Below are 20,859 nucleotides of genomic sequence, written 5' to 3'. Positions count from 1 at the left end.
TGTCCCAGGAACGGGGTCGTCCGGCAATGCAGCACGGCAAGTACGGGTTCATCACGGGGTTCCTCGCGGCCCCGCTCGGGCTCTACGCACTCTTTGTGATCTGGCCGTTCATCCAGTCCATCTACTACTCCTTCACGGACTGGACCGGCCTGAGCCCCGAATTCAGCATGGTCGGTGTCGACAACTACACCCGGATGCTGCACGACGACATCTTCTGGAAGTCGTTGACGCACAGCCTGCTCTTCGCCCTGCTGCTGCCGCTGGTGACGCTCGGCATGGCCCTGTTCTTCGCTTTCATGATCAATGTGGGCGGCCGGCACCGAAAGGGCGGTCCGGTGGTCACCGGAGTGCGTGGTTCCGGCTTCTACAAGATCGTCTATTTCTTTCCGCAGGTGCTCTCGATCGCCATCGTGGCCCTGCTGTTCGCCTTCGCCTACAACCCGGACAGCGGCGCGATCAACTCGTTCCTGCGCGGCATCGGGCTGGACTCCCTCCAGCCGCTCTGGCTCGGTGATCCGGACCTCGCGCTGTGGTGCGTGATGGCGGTGCTCGTCTGGTCCACCACCGGCTTCTTCGTGGTGCTGTTCAGTGCCGGCATGGCCTCGATCCCGGCCGAGCTGTACGAGGCGGCGCTGCTGGACGGGGCCGGCCGCGCGACCACCTTCTTCCGGGTCACCCTGCCGCTGCTGTGGGACACCGTGCAGTCCGGCTGGGTCTACATGGGCATCCTCGCGCTCGGCGCAGAGTCGTTCGCGGTCGTGCAGATCATGACGACCGGTCCGGGCGGCCCCGACTACTCGACCACGGTGCTGGTCCTGTACGTGTACCAGAAGGCGTTCCGGGACGGTCAGGCCGCCTACGCCACCACCATCGGCGTCGCCCTGCTGGTCGTCACGCTCGCGTTCGCCGCGATCGTGATGCGGCTGGGCCGCCGCGAGCGGCTGGAGTACTGAGCCCCATGACAACCACCGACGCCCCCGTCCCGCCCCCCGCGCCCGTCGTGAAGACCGACGCGGTCCCGCCCGGCCCCGGCGCCCGCCGCCGCTCCGAGGGCTCCGTCCTGAACGTCTTCTCGCACGGCGTGCTGGTCATCTGGGCGGTCATGGTCGTACTGCCGCTGCTGTGGGCGGTGATGACCTCGTTCAAGGACGACAGCTCCATCTTCGGCTCGCCCTGGGCGCTGCCGGACAAGCTGCACTTCGACAACTGGTCGCGTGCCTGGTCCCAGGCCCACATGAGCGACTACTTCCTCAACACCGTGCTGGTGGTGGGGGGTTCGCTGATCGGCACCCTGGTGCTCGGCTCGATGGCGGCCTATGTGCTGGCCCGCTTCGACTTCCCGGGCAACCGCTTCATCTACTACCTGTTCGTCGGCGGCATGAGCTTCCCGATCATGCTCGCGCTGGTCCCGTTGTTCTATGTCGTGAACAACATGGGGATGCTGAACACGATCCACGGACTGATCCTGGTCTACATCGCCTACTCGCTGCCGTTCACGGTCTTCTTCCTGACCGCTTTCTTCCGTACTCTGCCCACTTCGGTGGCGGAAGCGGCCTTCGTGGACGGTGCCTCGCACACCCGGACCTTCTTCCAGATCATGCTGCCCATGGCCAGGCCCGGCCTGATCAGCGTGGGCATCTTCAACTTCCTCGGCCAGTGGAACCAGTACATGCTGCCGACGGTGCTGAACACCGACCCGGACAAGAAGGTGCTCACCCAGGGGCTCGTGCAACTCGCCGTCAGCCAGGGCTACAAGGGCGACTGGTCCGGCCTCTTCGCGGGCCTGGTGATGGCGATGCTGCCGGTGCTGGCGGCGTACATCGTCTTCCAGCGGCAGGTGGTCGCGGGGCTGACGGCGGGCGCGCTGAAGTAACCGTCCCCCGCACTGCTCCCGACCGGCCCCGGTGCGCCCCACCGGGGCCGGCGCACGTCCGGACATCGGCGGTCACTTTGCGATCGTTACCGGTCACCCCGTGCGAACCGCGCCGTCAGCCCATGAAGCCACTCCTGGTCACAGGCCGGTCACGCGATGAAACCCACTCGGGGGAGGGACGGCGGATCACGGCGAGTGTCGGCGATTTCCGTCAAGGACTTGACTGCGGTTACCCCTTCAGCGGAGCTTGGAGTTCATAACTTGTAAGTGGCCCGGTTCCGCAGATGTGACCTGGGCCACGGGCGGCGATGGGGCCGCCCGCCGATGTCGGGAGTGGATGGGTCGATGGAGACTCCGGGGTCGCAGTCGTCGCTGCACCGAGCCAACCTGGAACGAGTCGTACGGGCGGTGCGGCTGGCCGGGTCGCTCACGCAGGCGGAGATCGCCCGTACGACCGGCCTGTCCGCCGCGACGGTCTCCAACATCGTGCGCGAGCTGAAGGACGGCGGGACCGTGGAGGTCACGCCCACCTCGGCGGGCGGCCGCCGGGCCCGCAGCGTCTCGCTCAGCGGGGACGCCGGGATAGTGGTCGGCGTCGACTTCGGCCACACCCACCTGCGCGTGGCCATCGGCAACCTGGCCCACCAGGTGCTCGCCGAGGAGTCCGAGCCGCTGGACGTGGACGCCTCCTCGACGCAGGGGTTCGACCGTGCCGAGGAGCTGATCGACCGGCTGATCGCCGCCACCGGCGTGGACCGGGGCAAGGTGGCCGGGGTCGGCCTCGGCGTACCGGGGCCCATCGACGTGGAGTCGGGCACCCTGGGCTCCACCTCGATCCTGCCCGGCTGGGGCGGCACCCGGCCCGCCGAGGAGCTGCGCGAACGGCTCGGCGTGCCCGTGCACGTGGACAACGACGCCAATCTGGGCGCCCTCGGCGAGCTGGTCTGGGGCAGCGGCAAGGGCGTCCGCGACCTCGCCTACATCAAGGTGGCCAGCGGGGTCGGGGCGGGCCTGGTGATCAACGGGCAGATCTACCGGGGGCCCGGCGGGACGGCCGGGGAGATCGGGCACATCACCATCGACGAGGCGGGCCCGGTGTGCCGCTGCGGCAACCGCGGCTGCCTGGAGACCTTCACCGCCGCGCGCTACGTCCTGCCGCTGCTCCAGCCGAGCCACGGCAGCGCCCTGACCATGGAGGGCGTCGTCCGGCTGGCCCGGGACGGGGACCCCGGCTGCCGTCGCGTCATCGCCGACGTGGGCCGGCACATCGGCAGCGGCGTGGCCAACCTGTGCAACCTGCTGAACCCCAGCCGGGTCGTCCTGGGCGGCGATCTCGCCGAGGCCGGGGAACTGGTGCTGGCCCCCATTCGGGAGTCCGTGGGACGCTATGCGATCCCCAGCGCGGGACGTCAACTGTCCTTGCTGCCAGGGGCACTTGGCGGCCGGGCCGAGGTGCTCGGGGCGCTCGCCCTGGCGCTGAGCGAAATGGGCGATTCGACCCTGCTCGACGGCTCCGCCACGGCCTCGCTGCCCGTGGTCGCTCCTGCCTTCACTTAGATAACGGATGGCACCGTTGCCATCTCGTTAAGGATTTACTTCTTGACGCCGAACGCGTGGCCGAGTTGACTTCCAGCCACCTCGGCCGCAACGACGCGGCCTCGTCAGGGAGGTTTCTGAAGTGAACACGCGTATGCGTCGTGCGGCCTTCGCCGTTGCTGCTGGTGCCATGGCCGTCTCGCTCGCCGCCTGTGGCAGTGCCAAGGAGTCCGGTGGCGGTGCCAGCAAGTCCGCGGACAGCAAGAAGAAGGGCGACGCGATCACGGTCGGCCTGCTCCTTCCGGAGAACCAGACCGCGCGTTACGAGAAGTTCGACCGTCCGCTGATCGAGAAGAAGGTCTCGGAGCTGACGAACGGCAAGGGCAAGGTCGTCTACGCCAACGCCAAGCAGGACGCGACCCAGCAGAACCAGCAGGTCGACACCATGATCACCAACAAGGTGGACGTCCTGATCGTCGACGCGGTGGACGCCGCTGCGATCAAGAACTCGGTGCAGAAGGCCAAGGACGCCGGCATCCCGGTCGTCGCCTACGACCGCCTGGCGCAGGGCCCGATCGACGCCTACACCTCGTTCGACAACGAGACCGTCGGCAAGACGCAGGGCGAGGCCCTCCTGAAGGCCCTGGGCTCCAAGGCCAAGTCCGGCAAGATCGTCATGATGAACGGCTCCTCCACGGACCCGAACGCCGCGCAGTTCAAGAAGGGCGCGCACGACGTCCTCGACGGCAAGGTGAACGTCGGCAAGGAGTACGACACCAAGGAGTGGAAGCCGGAGAACGCCAACTCCAACATGGAGGGCGCCATCTCGGCCCTGGGCAAGAAGAACATCGTCGGCGTCTACTCCGCCAACGACGGCATGGCCGGCGGTATCATCACCGCCCTCAAGTCCGCGGGCATCTCCAACGTCCCGGTCACCGGCCAGGACGCCGAGCTCGCCGGTGTGCAGCGCATCGTCTCCGGTGCCCAGTACATGAGCGTCTACAAGCCGTACGCCCCCGAGGCCGACGCCGCCGCCGAGATGGCCGTCAACCTGGCGCAGGGCAAGTCGCTGGACTCCGTCGCCAAGGACAAGGTCGACAGCCCCACCACCAAGGCCGTCCCGTCGATCCTGGTCGCCGTCACCTCGCTGACCAAGGACAACATCAAGGACACCGTCATCAAGGACGGCGTCTACACGGTGGCCGACATCTGCACCGCCCAGTACAAGGCCGCCTGCGCCAAGGCCGGCCTGAAGTAACCGACGGACCCCTTCCCCGCCGGCCGGACTCCCCGAGGACTCCGCCGGCGGGCAGGTGAGGCCCGCTCAGGCTCCTCCGGCGCCCCGCGCACATACACAGCCCCGCAAGCTCGGCGCGGGGCGCCGGACGGAATTCCCCCAAACTTCTGCACAACCTCCCGCCGGGTCAGGCGGCGAAGGAGATGGTTCACGTGTCCGCTACGCCCGTGCTGGCGTTGCGCGGAGTCTCCAAGCGATTCGGTGCCGTCCAGGCGCTCACCGATGTCACGCTGGAGATCCACGCCGGTGAGGTGGTCGCCCTGGTGGGCGACAACGGTGCCGGAAAGTCCACGCTGGTCAAGACGATCGCCGGCGTGCACCCCATCGATGAGGGTGTCATCGAATGGGACGGCAAGACCGTCCAGGTCAACAAGCCGCACGACGCCCAGAACCTGGGCATCGCCACGGTGTACCAGGACCTCGCGCTGTGCGACAACATCGACGTCGTCGGCAACCTCTACCTGGGCCGGGAGATCCGCCGCGGCGGCATCCTGGACGAGGTCGAGATGGAGCGGCGCTCGCGTGAGCTGCTGGACCAGCTCTCGATCCGCATCCCCAGCGTCCGTATCCCGATCGCCTCGCTCTCCGGCGGTCAGCGCCAGGTCGTGGCCATCGCCCGGTCCATGCTCGGCGAGCCCAAGCTCGTGATCCTCGACGAGCCGACCGCCGCGCTGGGTGTCGAGCAGACCGCCCAGGTCCTCGACCTGGTCGAGCGGCTGCGGGAGCGCGGCCACGCCGTGATCCTCATCAGCCACAACATGGCCGACGTCAAGGCGGTCGCCGACAAGGTGGCCGTGCTGCGCCTGGGCCGCAACAACGGCGTCTTCGAGGTCAAGTCGACCTCGCAGGAAGAGATCATCTCCGCCATCACCGGCGCCTCGGACAATGCCGTCACCCGTCGTGCGGCGCGCACCAATGGGGAGATCAAGAAGTGAGCATCGAGAAGACCTCCACGCCTCCGGGCGACGCCGCTCCCAAGCCTTCCGGTGACGCCGCCGCGGTCAACCCGGAGGCCGCCCCCGGCGCCGGTGTCGCCGTCGACCCCCGGCTGCTCGTGCGCGAGCAGGGACTCGCGGGCTACGTGGGGGAGTTCAAGCGCAAGATGAAGGCCGGCGACCTGGGCTCGATGCCCGTCGTGGTCGGACTCATCGTCATCTGGATCATCTTCCAGAGCCTGAACTCCAACTTCCTCACCGCGGGCAACCTCTCCGACATCTCCGTCGCCATGGTCGGCACGGGCATGATCGCCGTCGGTATCGTGTTCGTCCTGCTGCTCGGCGAGATCGACCTCTCGGTCGGCTCCCTCTCCGGTGTCGCGGGTGCGACCTTCGCGGTCCTGAACATCACCAACGGCATGAACGAGGTGCTGGCCTTCGTGCTGGCGATCCTCACGGGCACCGTCGCGGGCGCCATCCAGGGCTTCTTCTTCGCCAAGATCGGTGTGCCGGCCTTCGCCGTCACCCTGGCGGGACTGCTGTTCTGGAACGGCCTGATGCTCAAGATCCTGGGCGACAACGGCACGATCAACCTGAACAGCGACGGCCTGGTCGCCAACCTGACCAGCTACTACTTCTCCGACGTGGCCGCCGCCTACGGCCTGGCCGCCGTGGTGACGGTGCTGTTCTTCGTCAGCTCCTTCCTCGGCAACAAGCGCCGTGACGCCGCCGGGGTGCCGTCGAAGCCGCTGAGCGAGATCGTCCTGCGCACCGTGCTGCTGGGCCTGGTCTCCTTCGCCGTGGCGATCGTCTTCAACCAGTACAAGGGTCTGCCGCTGGCGGTCGTGATCTTCGTCGCGGTCCTCTTCGTCACCGACTTCGTGCTGCGCCGCACGGCCTACGGCCGCAAGGTGTTCGCGCTCGGCGGCAGCGTCGAGGCGTCCCGCCGTGCCGGTATCAACGTGGACCTGGTCCGCATCTCGGTGTTCGCCATCTCCGGCACCTTCGCGGCGCTGGGCGGTCTGTTCATCGCCTCCAAGATCGCCTCCGCCAACCAGGGCGCGGGCGGCGGTGACCTGCTGATGAACGCCATCGCGGCGGCCGTCATCGGCGGCACCTCCCTCTTCGGCGGCCGCGGCCGCACCTGGAACGCGCTCCTCGGTGTGCTGGTCATCGTCTCGATCCAGTACGGCCTGGCCCTCCAGGGCATCCCCTCCCCGGTGCAGTACATGATCACCGGTGGCGTCCTGCTGGCGACCGTCGTCATCGACGCGGTGACCCGCAAGACCCAGAAGTCGGCCGGCCGCGCGTAAGCTCGGCAGGCTCGGGGGCCCGGCGCGACGGAGCGCCGGGCCCCTTTGTTTTCCCTGGCCACACCCCCGCTCGCCGGGGGTGCGGCCGTTCGTATGACCCGTGGGGGGACCCAGGGGGCACCGCCCGGCCATCGGCCGCCGGGGCGGAACATTAGACTCATCAAGCCCGGCAACAGCTCGATCAGCTCATACTTGCAAGGAGGCACGGGTGCCGCTGCTGACCCGCATCACGGGACCGCGCGATCTGGACCGGCTCAGCCTGGAGGAGCTGAACCAGCTTGCTGAGGAGATCCGGACCTTCCTCGTGGAGGCCGTGTCCAAGACCGGCGGTCACCTCGGCCCGAACCTCGGTGTGGTGGAGCTGACCATCGCCCTGCACCGGGTCTTCCACTCGCCCGCCGACAAGGTGCTGTGGGACACCGGCCACCAGTCCTACGTCCACAAGCTCCTCACCGGGCGTCAGGACTTCTCCCGCCTGAAGATGAAGGGCGGCCTCTCCGGCTACCCGGCGCAGAGCGAGTCCGAGCACGACGTCATCGAGAACAGCCACGCCTCCACCGTGCTGGGCTGGGCCGACGGCATCGCCAAGGCCAACGAGCTGAAGAAGTCCGACGACCGCGTGGTCGCCGTCATCGGCGACGGCGCCCTGACCGGCGGCATGGCCTGGGAGGCACTGAACAACATCGCCGAGGCCAAGGACCGCCCGCTCGTCATCGTCGTCAACGACAACGAGCGCTCCTACGCGCCCACCATCGGCGGCATGGCCAACCACCTGGCCACCCTGCGCACCAGCGACGGCTACGAGCGCTTCCTCGCCCGGACCAAGGACCTGCTGGACCGCACCCCGGTCGTCGGCCGCCCGCTCTACGACACCCTGCACGGCGCGAAGAAGGGCCTGAAGGACTTCATCGCCCCGCAGGGCATGTTCGAGGACCTCGGCCTGAAGTACGTCGGCCCGATCGACGGCCACGACATCGAGGCGCTGGAGTCGGCGCTGGTGCGCGCCAAGCGGTTCGGCGGCCCGGTCATCGTGCACTGCCTCACCGAGAAGGGCCGCGGCTACCAGCCCGCCCTCCAGGACGAGGCCGACCGCTTCCACGCGGTCGGCAAGATCCACCCGGACACGGGCCTGCCCATCGCCTCCTCCGGCGCCGACTGGACCTCCGTGTTCGGCGAGGAGATGGTGAAGCTCGGCGAGGAGCGCGAGGACATCGTCGCCATCACCGCGGCCATGCTCCAGCCGGTCGGCCTGGACAAGTTCGCCAAGCGCTTCCCCGAGCGGGTCTACGACGTCGGCATCGCCGAGCAGCACGGCGCCGTCTCCGCGGCCGGCCTCGCGCACGGCGGGGTGCACCCGGTCTTCGCGGTGTACGCCACCTTCCTCAACCGCGCCTTCGACCAGGTCCTGATGGACGTCGCCCTGCACAAGTGCGGCGTGACCTTCGTCCTGGACCGCGCCGGCGTCACCGGCACCGACGGCGCCTCCCACAACGGCATGTGGGACATGTCGATCCTCCAGGTCGTGCCCGGCCTCCGGCTCGCCGCCCCGCGCGACGCCGACCAGGTCCGCGCCCAGTTGCGCGAGGCCGTCGCCGTCGAGGACGCGCCGACCGTGGTCCGCTTCTCCAAGGGCGCCGTCGGCCCCGCCGTGCCGGCCGTGCGCCGGGTGGGCGGCATGGACGTACTGCGCGAGCCGGGCACCGAGCGCCCGGACGTGCTACTGGTGTCCGTGGGCGCGCTCGCCCCGATGTGCCTGGAGATCGCCACCCTGCTCGACAAGCAGGGCATCTCCACCACCGTGGTCGACCCCCGCTGGGTCAAGCCCGTCGACGAGGCGATGGCCCCGCTCGCCGAGCGGCACCGGGTCGTCGTCACCGTCGAGGACAACAGCCGCGTCGGCGGTGTCGGCTCCGCCGTCGCCCAGGCGCTGCGCGACGCGGGCGTGGACGTGCCGCTGCGCGACTTCGGCATCCCGCCCCGCTTCCTCGACCACGCCTCGCGCGCCGAGGTCATGGCCGAGATCGGGCTGACCGCCCCCGACATCGCCCGCCAGGTCACCGGTCTGGTCGCCAAGATCGACGGCCGCTTCGGCCAGGGCACGGACGCCATGGACTCGGTGGAGTCCGCCCGGGATTAGCCACCCGAACGCCACGACATCGGGCCGGTTCTGCTGCCTCCTCAGGTGGCGGAACCGGCCCGCTTGCGTGAACCTGCCATTGTCGGGGCACCCGCACCCCGTCCCTCTCGATCATGTCGAGGACGGCAAGCGTGGGAGGTAGGTACGTGAGCACGCTCTTCCGTACGAAGAACGTCGAGCAGTCCATCCGGGACACCGAGGAACCGGAGCACTCGCTCAAGAAGTCCCTCTCCGCCCTCGACCTGACCGTGTTCGGTGTCGGTGTCATCATCGGCACCGGCATCTTCGTGCTGACCGGCCAGGTGGCCAAGAACAACGCCGGTCCCGCGGTGGCCATCTCCTTCGTCGTGGCCGGTGTGGTCTGCGGCCTGGCCGCGCTCTGCTACGCCGAGTTCGCCTCGACGGTCCCGGTGGCGGGGTCGGCGTACACCTTCTCGTACGCCTCGCTCGGTGAACTGCCCGCCTGGACCATCGGGTGGGACCTGGTGCTGGAGTTCGCGCTCGGCACGGCGGTGGTGGCGGTCGGCTGGTCCGGGTATGTCCGCTCGCTGTTCGACAGTTGGGGCTGGCACCTGCCGGCGTACCTGTCGGGGCGGGACGGCGCGAGCGGGTTCGGCTTCGACATCCTGGCGGCGGCCCTGGTGCTGCTGCTCACCTGCGTGCTCGTGGTCGGCATGAAGCTGTCCGCGCGGATCACCTCGGCCGTCGTCGCCATCAAGGTGGTCGTCGTCCTCATCGTGATCGTGGCGGGCGCCTTCTTCGTGAGCGGCGACAACTACAAGCCGTTCATCCCGCCGGCCCAGCCGCAGGAGGCGGGCGCCAGCCTCAAGGCGCCGCTGATCCAGCTCATGTTCGGCTGGGCCCCGGCCAACTTCGGGGTGCTGGGCATCTTCACCGCCGCCTCGGTGGTGTTCTTCGCGTTCATCGGCTTCGACATCGTCGCCACCGCCGCCGAGGAGACCCGTAACCCGCAGCGGGACATGCCGCGCGGCATCCTCGGCTCGCTGTTGATCTGCACCGTGCTGTACGTGGCGGTGTCCCTGGTCGTCACCGGCATGCAGAAGTACACCGAGCTGTCGGTGGAGGCGCCGCTCGCGGACGCCTTCAAATCCCTCGGGCATCCCTGGTACGCGGGCATCATCAGCTTCGGCGCCGCCGTCGGCCTGACCACGGTGTGCATGATCCTGCTACTGGGCCAGACCCGGGTGTTCTTCGCCATGAGCCGCGACGGACTGCTGCCCCGCTTCTTCTCCCGTGTCCACCCGCGCTTCCGCACCCCGCACCGGCCGACCATCCTGCTCGGCGTGATCATCGCCATCATCGCGGGCTTCACCAGCCTCAGCGAACTGGCCGAACTGGTCAACATCGGCACCCTGTTCGCGTTCATCGTGGTGGCGATCAGCGTGATCATCCTGCGCCGGACCCGCCCCGACCTGCCGCGTGCCTTCCGCACCCCGCTGGTCCCGCTGCTGCCGATCGTGTCGGTGTGCGCCTCGCTGTGGCTGATGCTGAACCTGCCCGCCGAGACCTGGCTCCGGTTCGCCATCTGGATGGCGATCGGCTTCGTCGTCTACTTCCTCTACGGCCGCACGCACAGCCGCCTGGCCCGCGAGGAGCAGCCCAAGGAGACCCCGAAGGCGACCTGAGCCGGGTGCCGGTCCGCGTGCCCGGGCCCTCAGCCGAGGGCCGTACGCGGACCGGCCACGTCGGCACCCAGCGCGCCCACCCGGCGCCGCAGCTCGCGGTCGGCGGTCACCACGAGGCGGTCCCGGTCGGCGGAGCCGGCGACCAGCTCCACGATCCAGTCGTCCCCGCTGCCCGGCGCGGACTCCACCCGCACCCCCGGCACCGACTCGACCCCGCGTGCCGCGCCCTCCACCACCAGCACGATCTCCGCCGGGTCGGTCCGGCCCGGCAGCCCGTCACTGGCCAGCCGGTCCCGCAGCCGCTCGGCGGCCCCCTTGCGGTCCTTCCACCAGCCGTCCGGACGCGAGCCCATCACATTGGCGCAGTCCACGATCGCCAGCAGGGGATCGTCCTGACCCGGAACACCGTGTACGTCGTCCATGGGGCCAGGGTCCCACGGGAGCCGCGCGGGGGCGCGGTCCGGAGCCTTGAGCAGGCAGCTTATGGTGATCCGGTGAACGGCGACTGGCTCATACGCGGCCGCGACGGCCGGCTCGGTGTCTACCACCCCACGGACGACGGTGTCCTGTCGCGGGCGGAACACCGGCCGGGCGGCGGCTGGACCGCCCCGCGCAGGGTGGGCGGCGAACAGAAACTGCGTCCCGGCCTCGGAGTGGGCCAGGGCGCGGACGGCTATGCCCACCTCGTCTCCTGGCACCCGGCGGCGGGCGGTGAGGCGGTCCTGACGCACTCCACCCACTACCGCCCCGACCTCACCGCCATGGACTGGACCCCGCTCGGCCACCCCAACCGCACGGGACCGGCCACCTCCGACCCCGCGGTCGCGGTGGACCACCAGGGCCGGGCCCATGTCTTCGTGGTCAACGGCGGCCAGGGCCTGAGCATGGTCGCCCAGCGGGAGAAGGGCGGCTGGGCCCCCTGGCGCGACCTGAACGGCTCACGGGTCCAGAACGGCCTGGCCGCGGTGACGGGGGAGACCGGCCTGGTCGGGGTCTACGGGGCGGTGCCCGGCGGCATCGTGCACTGGACCCAGGAGAAGCCGGGCAAGCAGATCACCATCACCGAGTCGCTTCAGGCGCGGGTCAGGCCCGGCACCCTGGCCGCGCTCGCCACCTCCGAGCAGAGCACGACCCTGTTCTTCGCCGACACCGAGGGCATGCTCTGGGCCTGGCGTCCCGGCTGGGCGCCCGTGGCACTGCTGCCGGCGGCCGGTCCCGGCCCGGTGAGCGCGGTGCGCTGCCGGCTGGACGGCCACGACTGCACCGTGCTCGCGCAGCGGGCGGCGAGCGGCCGGGTGGCCATCGCCGCGTACCCCACGGAGGCGGAGTCGGCGGGGGCCTGGTGGGCCGAGTCGGGGCCGGTGCTGCCCGAGGACGCGCGGGTCTTCCTCGCGGGCGACGCGGACCTCGGCCGGCTGACCGCGGCCGCGCTGTCCCCGTCGACAGGGCGGCTCGTCCTGACCCACCGCAAGGACGAGCCGGGTCTCGCGCTGGAGCCCTGGCGGGAGGTCTGACCTCCGCCGTCTCGTGACGGTGCCGCCCCTACGGGGTGGCGCCACCGCGCGCGGGCGACTTCTTGGCGGAGTCGGGGATGGTCCCGTCGGAGCGCAGGGCCGTCCAGAGCTGCTTGGCCTGGGGCTCGGCGGCCACGACCCGGTTGGGGTCCTGGGTGTCGTACTGGACCGGCAGCATGATCGTCTCCATGGTGGAGGTGTCGACGCCGTTCATGCTGCGGCTGAACTCGGCCAGCTTGGTGAGGGAGGCGAGCCCGGAGTCGGTGGTGAGCGCGGTGGTGAGGTCGTCGGCCACGGCGTACGCCTTGGTGGGGCTGCCCATCAGGTCCTGCTTCTTGATCTCGGCGAGCAGGGCCATCAGGAACTTCTGCTGCATCCCGATCCGGCCCAGGTCGCTGCCGTCGCCGATCCCGTGCCGGGTGCGGACGAACTGGAGCGCCTGGGTGCCGTTCAGTCGGTGGGTGCCGGCGGCGAGGTCGAGCCCGCTGGAGGAGTCGTGGATGTCGCGGTCGACGGTGACGGGCACGCCGCCTATCGCGTCGACCAGGCCCTTGAACCCGGCGAAGTCGATCTCCACGAAGTGGTCGAGCCGTATGCCCGACATCTTCTCGACCGTCTTGACCACACAGGCCGGACCGGCCGAGGAATAGACCGAGTTGAACATGACGCGGTCGGCCACGGGCAGCTTCGTCCCGTCGTCCTTGACGCACTCGGGGCGGGTGACGAGGGTGTCGCGCGGGATGCTGACGGCGACGGCCTGCTTGCGGCCCTCGGGTATGTGGATCACCAGCGCGGTGTCGGAGCGGGCTCCGGCGACATGCCCGGTGCCCAGCCCGGCGTTGGCTCCGGCGCGCGAGTCGGAACCGAGGACCAGCACGTTCTGCCCGGAGGTGGGCAGCTTCGCGGGGCGGTCGTCACCGAGGGATTGGTCGAGGTCGACGCCCTTGATGTTGCCGTCGAGCCGGCTGTACAGCGCGTAGGAGACACCGGCCGCGGCGACCGCGAGCACCAGGACGCCGCCGCCGATCCAGCGCAGCCGCCGACGGGGGCGCCGCTTCGCCGGCGGGGCCGCCTGCGCGTCCGTTCCGTGATGGCCCGGACCCACCGGGGTGTGCGTCATGCTCGGTCCTCTCGCTCGTCGGCTCGGAGCCTTGTTCCATCAGTGGCTCGGGCGCGAGTGGGGGGAGAGGTTCGGGCCCGTACGACGCTTCGCGTCGTGGTCCGCCGAACTATAGACCGAATGTCAGATCACATACGTTGTGCGTCCACTGCCCGGCGTTCACCTGGACTTCACTTGGAGGCCCCGCCTTCCAGCGTGTTTGCCTGACGATCCGTTCATTTGACAGTGATGTGAACATGCGGTGATGATTCGCAAAGAGCGTGAAGCTTAAAGCATCATCGGCCCGGCCCGATGATCCAACAGGGGGAGAGTGGCGTGACGGCGGTATCCGAACACGCCGCCGCGCCGACGGCCCTCCTGGAGCGCGCCGCACGCGCCGCCACCGAGCCGGCCACGACCGGCGAGCCGGCCGCCACCGCGCACGACGACGTCTACGTCATCCAGCGGATCACCCCGCTCGCGGCTCGCGAGGCCAACCGCGCGGCCCTGTCCCGGCTGCTCTCCATGGTCGGTGTCGACCACTTCGCCGTCCGGGGCAACGACGACCACGGCACCGTGCTCGCCGTCGCCGAGGACACGCGGCCCCAGGTGCTGGACGTACTCCGGCGCGGCCTGGGACAGTTCCCCGGCCTGCTGAGTGTGATCGACCCCGACGCGCCCCGCCCCGCCAAGCCGCTCTCCACGCGGGAGTCCGCCGCCTGGCGCGAGGTGGCCGGCGCCCGCGTCCTCCAGGTGAGCTGGACCCGCGCCGACCCGGACCGGCACCTGGTGCTGGGTCACGAATACGGCTGCGCCATCGAGTTCTGGCGGCGCGAGGGCGACCGCCTGGTGGCCCCGCGTGCCAACCGCGTCGCCTGGAGCGTGCGGGCCGACGGCCCCGGAGTGCGCGGCGCGGCCCGGCTGTTCAGCCGGTACGTCTCCGACTGGACCCCGGCCGACCAGGCGCCCCCGCTGCTGACCCGGCCCGAGTTCCTCGTCCCCTGTGCCGACGACATCGACTTCCCCGTGGACGCGGTCTACACCTGGGTGGACGGCAACGACCCGGCGTGGCAGGAGCGCAAGGCCACGGCCAAGGGCGAGGTCTACCACGCCGAGTCGGCGAGCGACGCCCGCTTCATCAGCCGGGACGAACTGCGGTACTCGGTGCGTTCGTTGCACCTGTTCGCGCCCTGGGTGCGCAACGTCTACGTGGTCACCGACGACCAGACCCCCGCCTGGCTGCGGGACGACCTCGCGGACGTGCCCGGACTCCGGATCGCCACGCACCGCGAGATCTTCCGCGACCAGGCCGACCTGCCGGTGTTCAACTCGCACGCCATCGAGAGCCAGTTGCACCGCATCGAGGGCCTCGCCGAGCACTTCCTGTACTTCAACGACGACATGTTCATGGGCCGCCCGGTGGCGCCGCACGCCTTCTACACCCCGACCGGCGTCGCCCGTTACTTCCCCTCGCGCAACCGCATCCCGCAGGGCCCGGTCGTCCCCACGGACAGCCCGGTCGACGCGGCCTGCAAGAACAACCGCGCGCTGCTGAAGGAACGTTTCGGCAGAGTGATCACGCAGCCCATGGAACACATTCCGTACCCCCTGCGCCGCTCGGCGATGGAGGAGGCGGAACGGGACTTCCCCGAAGCGTGGGCGCGTACCTCGGGCAGCAGGTTCCGCGCGATGACGGACATCTCGCCGACCTCCTCCTTCGTCCTCTACTACGCCGCCCTCACCGGCCGGGGACAGCCGGGCTCGATGCCCTTCACCTACCTCCAGCTCTCGGTGCCCGACCTGGCCGACCGGCTCCAACGCCTGCTGGACGGACGGGACAAGGACTCCTTCTGTCTCAACGACGCCTTCTCCACACCGGAGGACATCGAGGCCCAGCAGGAACTGCTGGACGGATTCCTCAACGCCTACTTCCCCACCCCAAGCCCTTACGAACGATGAAGCGGAGTTCATGACGTGTCCGATCCGACGTCCATGAACTCAGCGGTTCAGGTCTACAAGCGCTTGGTACCGGACCCCCTCCGCGCCGCCGCGGCCACCACCCTGCCCGAAGGGATGCGCCGCACGGTCAAGCGGAGCCTCGCCCAGACCCTGCGCCGCCGCGAGGCACGGCTGCACCAGCGTGCGCTGCGCCGGGTGCGCCGGGCCGGACTCGGCCGGTCCGAGCGCCGGACCCTCGCCCCGGACGGCCGCGTCGGCCATGTGCACACCGGGCTCACCATCGACCTGGCCCGCCGGTTCGACCACGACCTGGTGACCCGCGCGCTGGACGCGGCCGGTATCTGCTGGTTCGCCGTCCCGGCGCTGGACGACCGGCGTATCTGCCTCGCCGTGGAGAGCCGCGACAAGGGAGCCGTGCGCCGGGTGCTCCGCGCCCTGCTGGAGGAGCACACCGGGTACGTCACCTCGGTCTCGCCCGCCCAGCCCGACACCCCGGAGGAGCCGGGCAGCCATGTGAAGGCGTGGAAGCACTACGCCAAGGCGCGGGTCATCCGGCTCGTCTGGCTGCGCACCGAACCCACCGAGAACCTCTGGACCAGCGACGACCAGGGCATCGAGATCGAGTTCTGGACGCGCAACACCAACCTGCCCACCGAGCGCCTCATCGGGCCCCGGCCCAACCGCGTCCAGCGCGCCGTGCCGAGCGACGCCCCAGGAGTCGAGATCGGCTTCGACCGGCTGTGCGGCTACAGCGACGCCGACGGCGAACTCGAGCCCACCGTCACCCTGGAGACCTTCGACGTCGTCCGGCTGGACGAGGTGGACTTCCCCGTCGACGCCGTCGTCCTCTTCGAGCACGCCACTTCCTGGGGCGAGGAACTGCTGCGCGCCGCGCTGCGCTCCCTGTACCAGTACGCGCCCTGGACCGCCGCGATCCACGTCGTCGCGCAGGCGGCACCGCCCGCCTGGCTGACCGACGCCGAGGGGCTGAACGTGGTCCGGGCCCGGCCCGGTGCCGAGGCGCTGCTGCATCAACTGCCCGGCCTTTCTCCGCACTTCCTGCTGCTGCGGCCCGGGGCGGTCGTCGGCCGCCCGGTGCGGCCCTTCGACTACTTCATGCCCGGCGGCGCGGCCCGCCCCCGGCGCGGCCGCTGGACCGCCGAGGAGTCCACCGCCCCCTGGGCCCGGGCCGCGTTCTCCGCGACCGGCCGCGCCGTCGGCCACGGCTACACGGGCGGCCCCCAGCCGCACCGGGTCGAGGCCCTCGCCCGCCTCGCCGGGGAAGGCATCCCCCTCCCCGAGGCGCCGGACGCCCAGCGGGCGGCCACCGTGCCCGGCACCCATCCTCTGGACGGCGTTGCCCACCACTTCGGCCAGATCCACGCCCTCGCCGACCCCTCCGGCGAGGCATCGGTCACCCTGCACGCGGCGCTGCCCACCCTCCCCGTCCATCTGCGGCGGCTGCTGGCCCGCCGGGACACCCAGCAGATCCAGTTGACCGGACTCGGCACCGACGCGGCGCTGGCCGACGGCGGCACCGCGGCCGTCGTCGACTTCCTGCACCGCTACTTCCCCGTACCCAGCCCCTTCGAGCGCGGCCCCGAAGCACCTTCGGCTGCCGCCGACTCCCCGCGGAAGGCGGTCCGTCAGAGGTGAGCACGGCCAATCCCGAGGCGTCGGCGCCGCTCCAGGCGTACCGTGCCGTCGTCCCCGCCGTGGTCAGGCGCCGGGTCGCGCACAAGGTCCCGACCGGTCTGCGCGCCGCGCTCAAGCGGCTGCTGCGCCGGCTGCACGCCCTCGGCTTCCTCACCCGGCGGTTCCGCGCCCTGCGCGCCCGGCGCCGCTGGCCCCAGCTCCGTACCCTCGAGCGGGGCCCCGGACTCGCGGCCGTGCCCGGCAACCGGATCGCCGTGGTGCGGTCCGCCGTGTCCCCGCTGGAGCTGCGCGAGGACAACCTCGAACGCGTGGTGACCGCCCTGGAGCGGGCCGACGTCGACCACTTCGTGATCCGGGGCACCAGCGACCTGCGCTCCTGCGTCGCCGTCTCGGCGGCCGACCGCGAGCAGGTCGCGGAGCTGCTCGGCCGGTTCGGCGCCGAGGGGCCTGTCTACGTACAGCCGCGCCGGGGCGAGTCCGCCGCCGGCCAGGCCGTGCTGTGCGGCTCGCGGCAGGCGGCGCGGCTGGCACGGGAGGCGGACGTGCTGCGCGTCGGCACGGTGTGGAGCCACCCGATGGGGACCCTTGTGCTGGGCCTGGAGCACGGCTGCGACCTGGAGTTCTGGCAGCCCGGCGAGGACCGGCTCGTCGCCCCGCGCCCCAACCGGATCACCGAGGAGGTCGCGTTCGGCGAGCCCCTGGTCACCCTGCCCGCCAGCAGGCTGACCAGCTTCGCCGCGCCGCCCACCCGCCGCACCCGGCCGGTGCGCACCCTCGCGGCCGGCGCCGAGCGCCTCCCCGAGGACGTGCGGTTCCCCATCGACGCCGTCTACACCTGGGTCGACGGCAGCGACCCCGCCTGGCTGCGCCGCCGCGCCGCCCACGGGGACCAGGGCTACCACGCGGAGTCCGCCAACGCCGCCCGGTACATCAGCCGCGACGAACTGCGCTACTCGCTGCGCGCGCTGGAGCAGAACGCGCCCTGGATCAGGCGTGTCCACCTGGTGACGGACCGGCAGCGCCCGGCCTGGCTCGACGACAGCCACCCCCGGATCACCGTGGTCGACCACTCCGAGATCTTCGACGACCCCGCCGCGCTGCCCACCTTCAACTCGCACGCCATCGAGAGCCGGCTGCACCACATCAAGGGCCTGTCCGAGCACTTCCTGTACTTCAACGACGACATGTTCCTCGGCCGCCCCGTCACCCCGCAGGACTTCTTCCTCTCCAACGGGATGAGCCGCATCTTCTTCTCCCCGTCCCAGGTCCCGCACTGGGGGAACCCGACGGGGGACCGGCCGGTGGACGCCGCCGGGAAGAACAACCGACGGCTGCTGCGGGAACGATTCGGCACCGCCATCGTCCACAAGCTGCGGCATGCCCCGTACGCCCTGCGCCGCAGCGTGCTGCACGAGATCGAGCGGGAGTACGCGGCGGAGCACCGGCAGACCACGTACAGCCGGTTCCGCAGCGCGGCCGACCTGTCCATCCCGTCCTCGCTCTACCACTACCACGCGTACCTGACCGGGCGGGCGGTGCCGTCACAGATCGCGTTCGCCTACCTCGACCTCGCCAAGCCCGAGATCCAGCGCCGCCTCGGCATCCTGCTGGCCCGCCGCGACCGGCAGGCGTTCTGCATCAACGACACCCTCTCCGACGGCCTCGACGTCGACCGGCAGACGGTCATGCTCCGCACCTTCCTGGACGCCTACTTCCCGGTGCCGAGCCCCTTCGAGCGGAAGGAGGGTGAGGTCCGATGAAGATCTCCTTCCTGATCAACAACATCTACGGCATCGGCGGCACCAACCGCACCGTCATCAACCTCGCCGAGGCCCTCTCCGTCCAGCACGACGTGGAGATCGTCTCCGTCTTCCGGCGCGCGACCGCCACCAAGTTCGAGATCTCGCCGCGCGTCACCGTGCGCGCCCTGGTCGACCTGCGCCCCGGCGGCCCCGACCGGGGTGCCCCCGGCAGCGACGAACCGAGCGAAGTGGTGCCGCGCCAGGAGGAGTTCTACGCCCAGTACAGCAAGTTCACCGACGCCCGCATCATCCGGGAACTGAGCCGCACCTCCGCGGACGTCGTGGTCGGCACCCGGCCCAGCCTCAACCTCTTCGTCGCCGCCCACACCCGCGACGGCGCCCTGCGGGTGGCCCAGGAGCACATGACCCACCTGGCCATCCCCCCGGCGGTCCGCGCCGAGATGGCCCGCGTCTACCCGAGGCTGGACGCGATCACCACGGTCACCGACGCCGACGCCCGCTCCTTCCAGGAGAACACCCCGATCCCCGGCATCCCGGTCATCGGCGTCCCCAACAGTGTGCCCAACCCGGCCGGCCGCCCCTCCGACTGCACCCGCAAGGTCGTCGTCAGCGCCGGCCGCATGCACCACGTCAAGCGGTACGACCTGCTCATCAGCGCCTTCGCCGCACTCGCCGGGGACTTCCCCGACTGGCAGTTGCGCATCTACGGCGACGGCGGCGAGGCCGGCAAGCTGCGCGCCCAGGTCACCGAACTCGGCCTCAACGGCCAGGTGCTGCTCATGGGCGGCTTCTCGCCCATCGAGTCCGAGTGGGCCAAGGGCTCCATCGCCGCCGTCACCTCCAGCGCCGAGTCCTTCGGCATGACCCTGGTGGAGGCGATGCGCTGCGGACTCCCCGTGGTCTCCACCGACTGCCCGGTGGGCCCGCGTGAGATCCTCAAGGACGGCGAGGACGGCTTCCTCGTGCCCAACGGCGAGGCGCAGGGCGTCACCGCCGCGCTGCGCCGCCTCATGGCCGACCAGCAGCTCCGCCGCACCATGGGCGCCAACGCCCTGCGCAACGCCGAGCGGTACGACCCCTCCGCCATCGCGGAGCGGTACGTGGCGATCTTCGAGGACGCCGCCCGGCGCCGGGCCGCCACCGAGCGCGGCTACCGCCCGCCCGCCGCCCGCAAGGCCCGCTCCGCCCCGCTCACCGTGCCGCCCGTCTCCCTCGGCGCGGCCACCGTCGACATCACCGCGGCCGACGCCGGCTGGCTGCGCCTGACCTGCGAGGCACCCGACGAGGGCCGCAGACGCCACCAGTTCGTGCTGCGCCACAAGCCCTCCGACGGCGACCGCCGCCCCGACCTCCCGCTGGAGACCACCCGCGCCACGCTCGACAACGGCGGCATCCGCTACACGGCCGTCCTCACCCCCGAGGCCATGGACCGACTCGGCGACGGACGCTGGCAGGTGACCATGCGCGCGCCCCGGGGCCCGGCCATCCGCATGAAGGCCGGCCTGCGCGACACCCGCGCCCTCATCGACGCCCGCGCCCGCCTCATGACCCGCCCGCCCGCACGCCCCGTCATCTGGAACCTGCCCTACGCCCAGCCCAACGGCCGCCTGATGCTGCGCACCGTCGTGCGCGACCTGCACGCCGAGTGCACCCGGGTACGCGTAGGCGACGGGCGCATCACCGTGGAGGGCGTGCTGTGCGGGGACGGCCGCCTGGAGCCGGGCGCCCGGTTCGTCGTCAGCAGGCGCGGCCGGCACGCCCAGAACGTCGCCGTGGCCGTGGAGGCGCGCGGCCCGCGCCAGTTCCGGGCGGACATCCCGCTGCGCGCGGTGGTGGACCACCGGCTGGACCGCTGGGAGGACTGGGACTGGTGGCTCCAGCCCGACCCCGCCGAGCGGCGCAAGGTGCGCGTCTGCCGCCTGCTGGAGGACTTCCCCGACGTCAAGGCCGCCCTGTCGTACTCCTCCCTGCCCCTCGTCGGCGACGAGCCCTCCGACCTCGCCGTGGTCCACCCGGCCCGGCCGGTCTGGATACGGCCCTACTGCTCGGCCTCCGGAGCCATGGCGATGAACGTGGTGGACCGGTGAGCCCCCTCACCGCCCCGCCCGCACGACACGCGACCACCTTGGAC

General features: G+C 70.8%; 15 protein-coding genes. 13 read left to right on the top strand and 2 right to left on the bottom strand.

Annotated features, from left to right (window positions below; translation table 11 throughout):
* Positions 1–26: 26 nt before the first annotated feature.
* The 8 genes from OG448_RS06790 to OG448_RS06755 all read left to right on the top strand — a co-directional run bounded on the left by OG448_RS06790 (position 27) and on the right by OG448_RS06755 (position 10,737).
* Entirely contained in the window at positions 27–953 is a 927-nt protein-coding gene (locus OG448_RS06790; RefSeq protein WP_381093617.1) for a carbohydrate ABC transporter permease, read from the top strand.
* A gap of 5 nt (positions 954–958) precedes the next feature.
* On the top strand, positions 959–1,873 hold the full coding sequence (locus tag OG448_RS06785; RefSeq protein WP_405552008.1) for a carbohydrate ABC transporter permease: 915 nt from the start codon (positions 959–961) through the stop codon (positions 1,871–1,873).
* A 345-nt stretch (positions 1,874–2,218) separates the two neighbouring features.
* Positions 2,219–3,430, top strand: coding sequence for an ROK family protein (locus tag OG448_RS06780; protein WP_405552007.1), 1,212 nt, complete (start codon positions 2,219–2,221; stop codon positions 3,428–3,430).
* 133 nt (positions 3,431–3,563) lie between these two features.
* Positions 3,564–4,667, top strand: a complete 1,104-nt coding sequence (locus OG448_RS06775) for a sugar ABC transporter substrate-binding protein (protein WP_405558710.1) — start codon at positions 3,564–3,566, stop codon at positions 4,665–4,667.
* A gap of 182 nt (positions 4,668–4,849) precedes the next feature.
* The gene (locus tag OG448_RS06770; RefSeq protein ID WP_405552006.1) at positions 4,850–5,641 is read left to right on the top strand and encodes an ATP-binding cassette domain-containing protein; all 792 of its coding nucleotides are present in this window, start codon (positions 4,850–4,852) and stop codon (positions 5,639–5,641) included.
* On the top strand, positions 5,638–6,954 hold the full coding sequence (locus OG448_RS06765; RefSeq protein ID WP_405552005.1) for a sugar ABC transporter permease: 1,317 nt from the start codon (positions 5,638–5,640) through the stop codon (positions 6,952–6,954). The genes OG448_RS06770 and OG448_RS06765 overlap by 4 nt, the downstream gene beginning before the upstream one ends.
* A gap of 208 nt (positions 6,955–7,162) precedes the next feature.
* Complete coding sequence (dxs, locus tag OG448_RS06760) at positions 7,163–9,091, top strand: 1-deoxy-D-xylulose-5-phosphate synthase (RefSeq protein ID WP_405552004.1); 1,929 nt, start codon at positions 7,163–7,165, stop codon at positions 9,089–9,091.
* 146 nt (positions 9,092–9,237) lie between these two features.
* Positions 9,238–10,737, top strand: a complete 1,500-nt coding sequence (locus OG448_RS06755; RefSeq protein WP_405552003.1) for an amino acid permease — start codon at positions 9,238–9,240, stop codon at positions 10,735–10,737.
* A gap of 29 nt (positions 10,738–10,766) precedes the next feature.
* Here the strand turns inward: OG448_RS06755 and OG448_RS06750 are convergent, their stop codons facing one another.
* On the bottom strand, positions 10,767–11,159 hold the full coding sequence (locus OG448_RS06750; protein ID WP_030802734.1) for a hypothetical protein: 393 nt from the start codon (positions 11,157–11,159) through the stop codon (positions 10,767–10,769).
* 72 nt (positions 11,160–11,231) lie between these two features.
* On the opposite strand from OG448_RS06750, the gene OG448_RS06745 reads away from it, so the two are divergent.
* A complete protein-coding gene (locus tag OG448_RS06745) occupies positions 11,232–12,251 on the top strand; it encodes a hypothetical protein (protein ID WP_405552002.1) in 1,020 nt (339 codons plus the stop codon).
* Positions 12,252–12,279: 28 nt separating this feature from the next.
* Here the strand turns inward: OG448_RS06745 and OG448_RS06740 are convergent, their stop codons facing one another.
* Positions 12,280–13,371: an LCP family protein gene (locus OG448_RS06740; protein WP_405552001.1), complete on the bottom strand. Its 1,092-nt coding sequence runs from the start codon at positions 13,369–13,371 to the stop codon at positions 12,280–12,282.
* 291 nt (positions 13,372–13,662) lie between these two features.
* Here OG448_RS06740 and OG448_RS06735 point away from each other — a divergent pair, with 291 nt between their 5' ends.
* From OG448_RS06735 to OG448_RS06720, 4 genes are read left to right on the top strand one after another with little or no spacing between them, the layout of a single operon-like run.
* The gene (locus OG448_RS06735; protein WP_405552000.1) at positions 13,663–15,309 is read left to right on the top strand and encodes a stealth family protein; all 1,647 of its coding nucleotides are present in this window, start codon (positions 13,663–13,665) and stop codon (positions 15,307–15,309) included.
* Between the two features lie 15 nt (positions 15,310–15,324).
* A complete protein-coding gene (locus tag OG448_RS06730) occupies positions 15,325–16,965 on the top strand; it encodes a sugar phosphotransferase (protein ID WP_405551999.1) in 1,641 nt (546 codons plus the stop codon).
* Entirely contained in the window at positions 16,962–18,725 is a 1,764-nt protein-coding gene (locus OG448_RS06725) for a stealth family protein (protein ID WP_405551998.1), read from the top strand. The genes OG448_RS06730 and OG448_RS06725 overlap by 4 nt, the downstream gene beginning before the upstream one ends.
* Positions 18,722–20,815 (top strand): glycosyltransferase family 4 protein, encoded by a 2,094-nt coding sequence (locus OG448_RS06720; RefSeq protein ID WP_405551997.1) that lies wholly within the window; start codon positions 18,722–18,724, stop codon positions 20,813–20,815. Before OG448_RS06725 ends, OG448_RS06720 begins: the two co-directional genes overlap by 4 nt.
* Positions 20,816–20,859: the final 44 nt, after the last annotated feature.

Origin of the sequence: Streptomyces sp. NBC_01171 (assembly GCF_045039805.1) — a bacterium.
In the GTDB taxonomy this organism is placed as follows: Bacteria; Actinomycetota; Actinomycetes; order Streptomycetales; family Streptomycetaceae; genus Streptomyces.
Note: the sequence above shows the minus strand (reverse complement) of the source record. Positions and strands in the feature narration are given on the sequence as shown.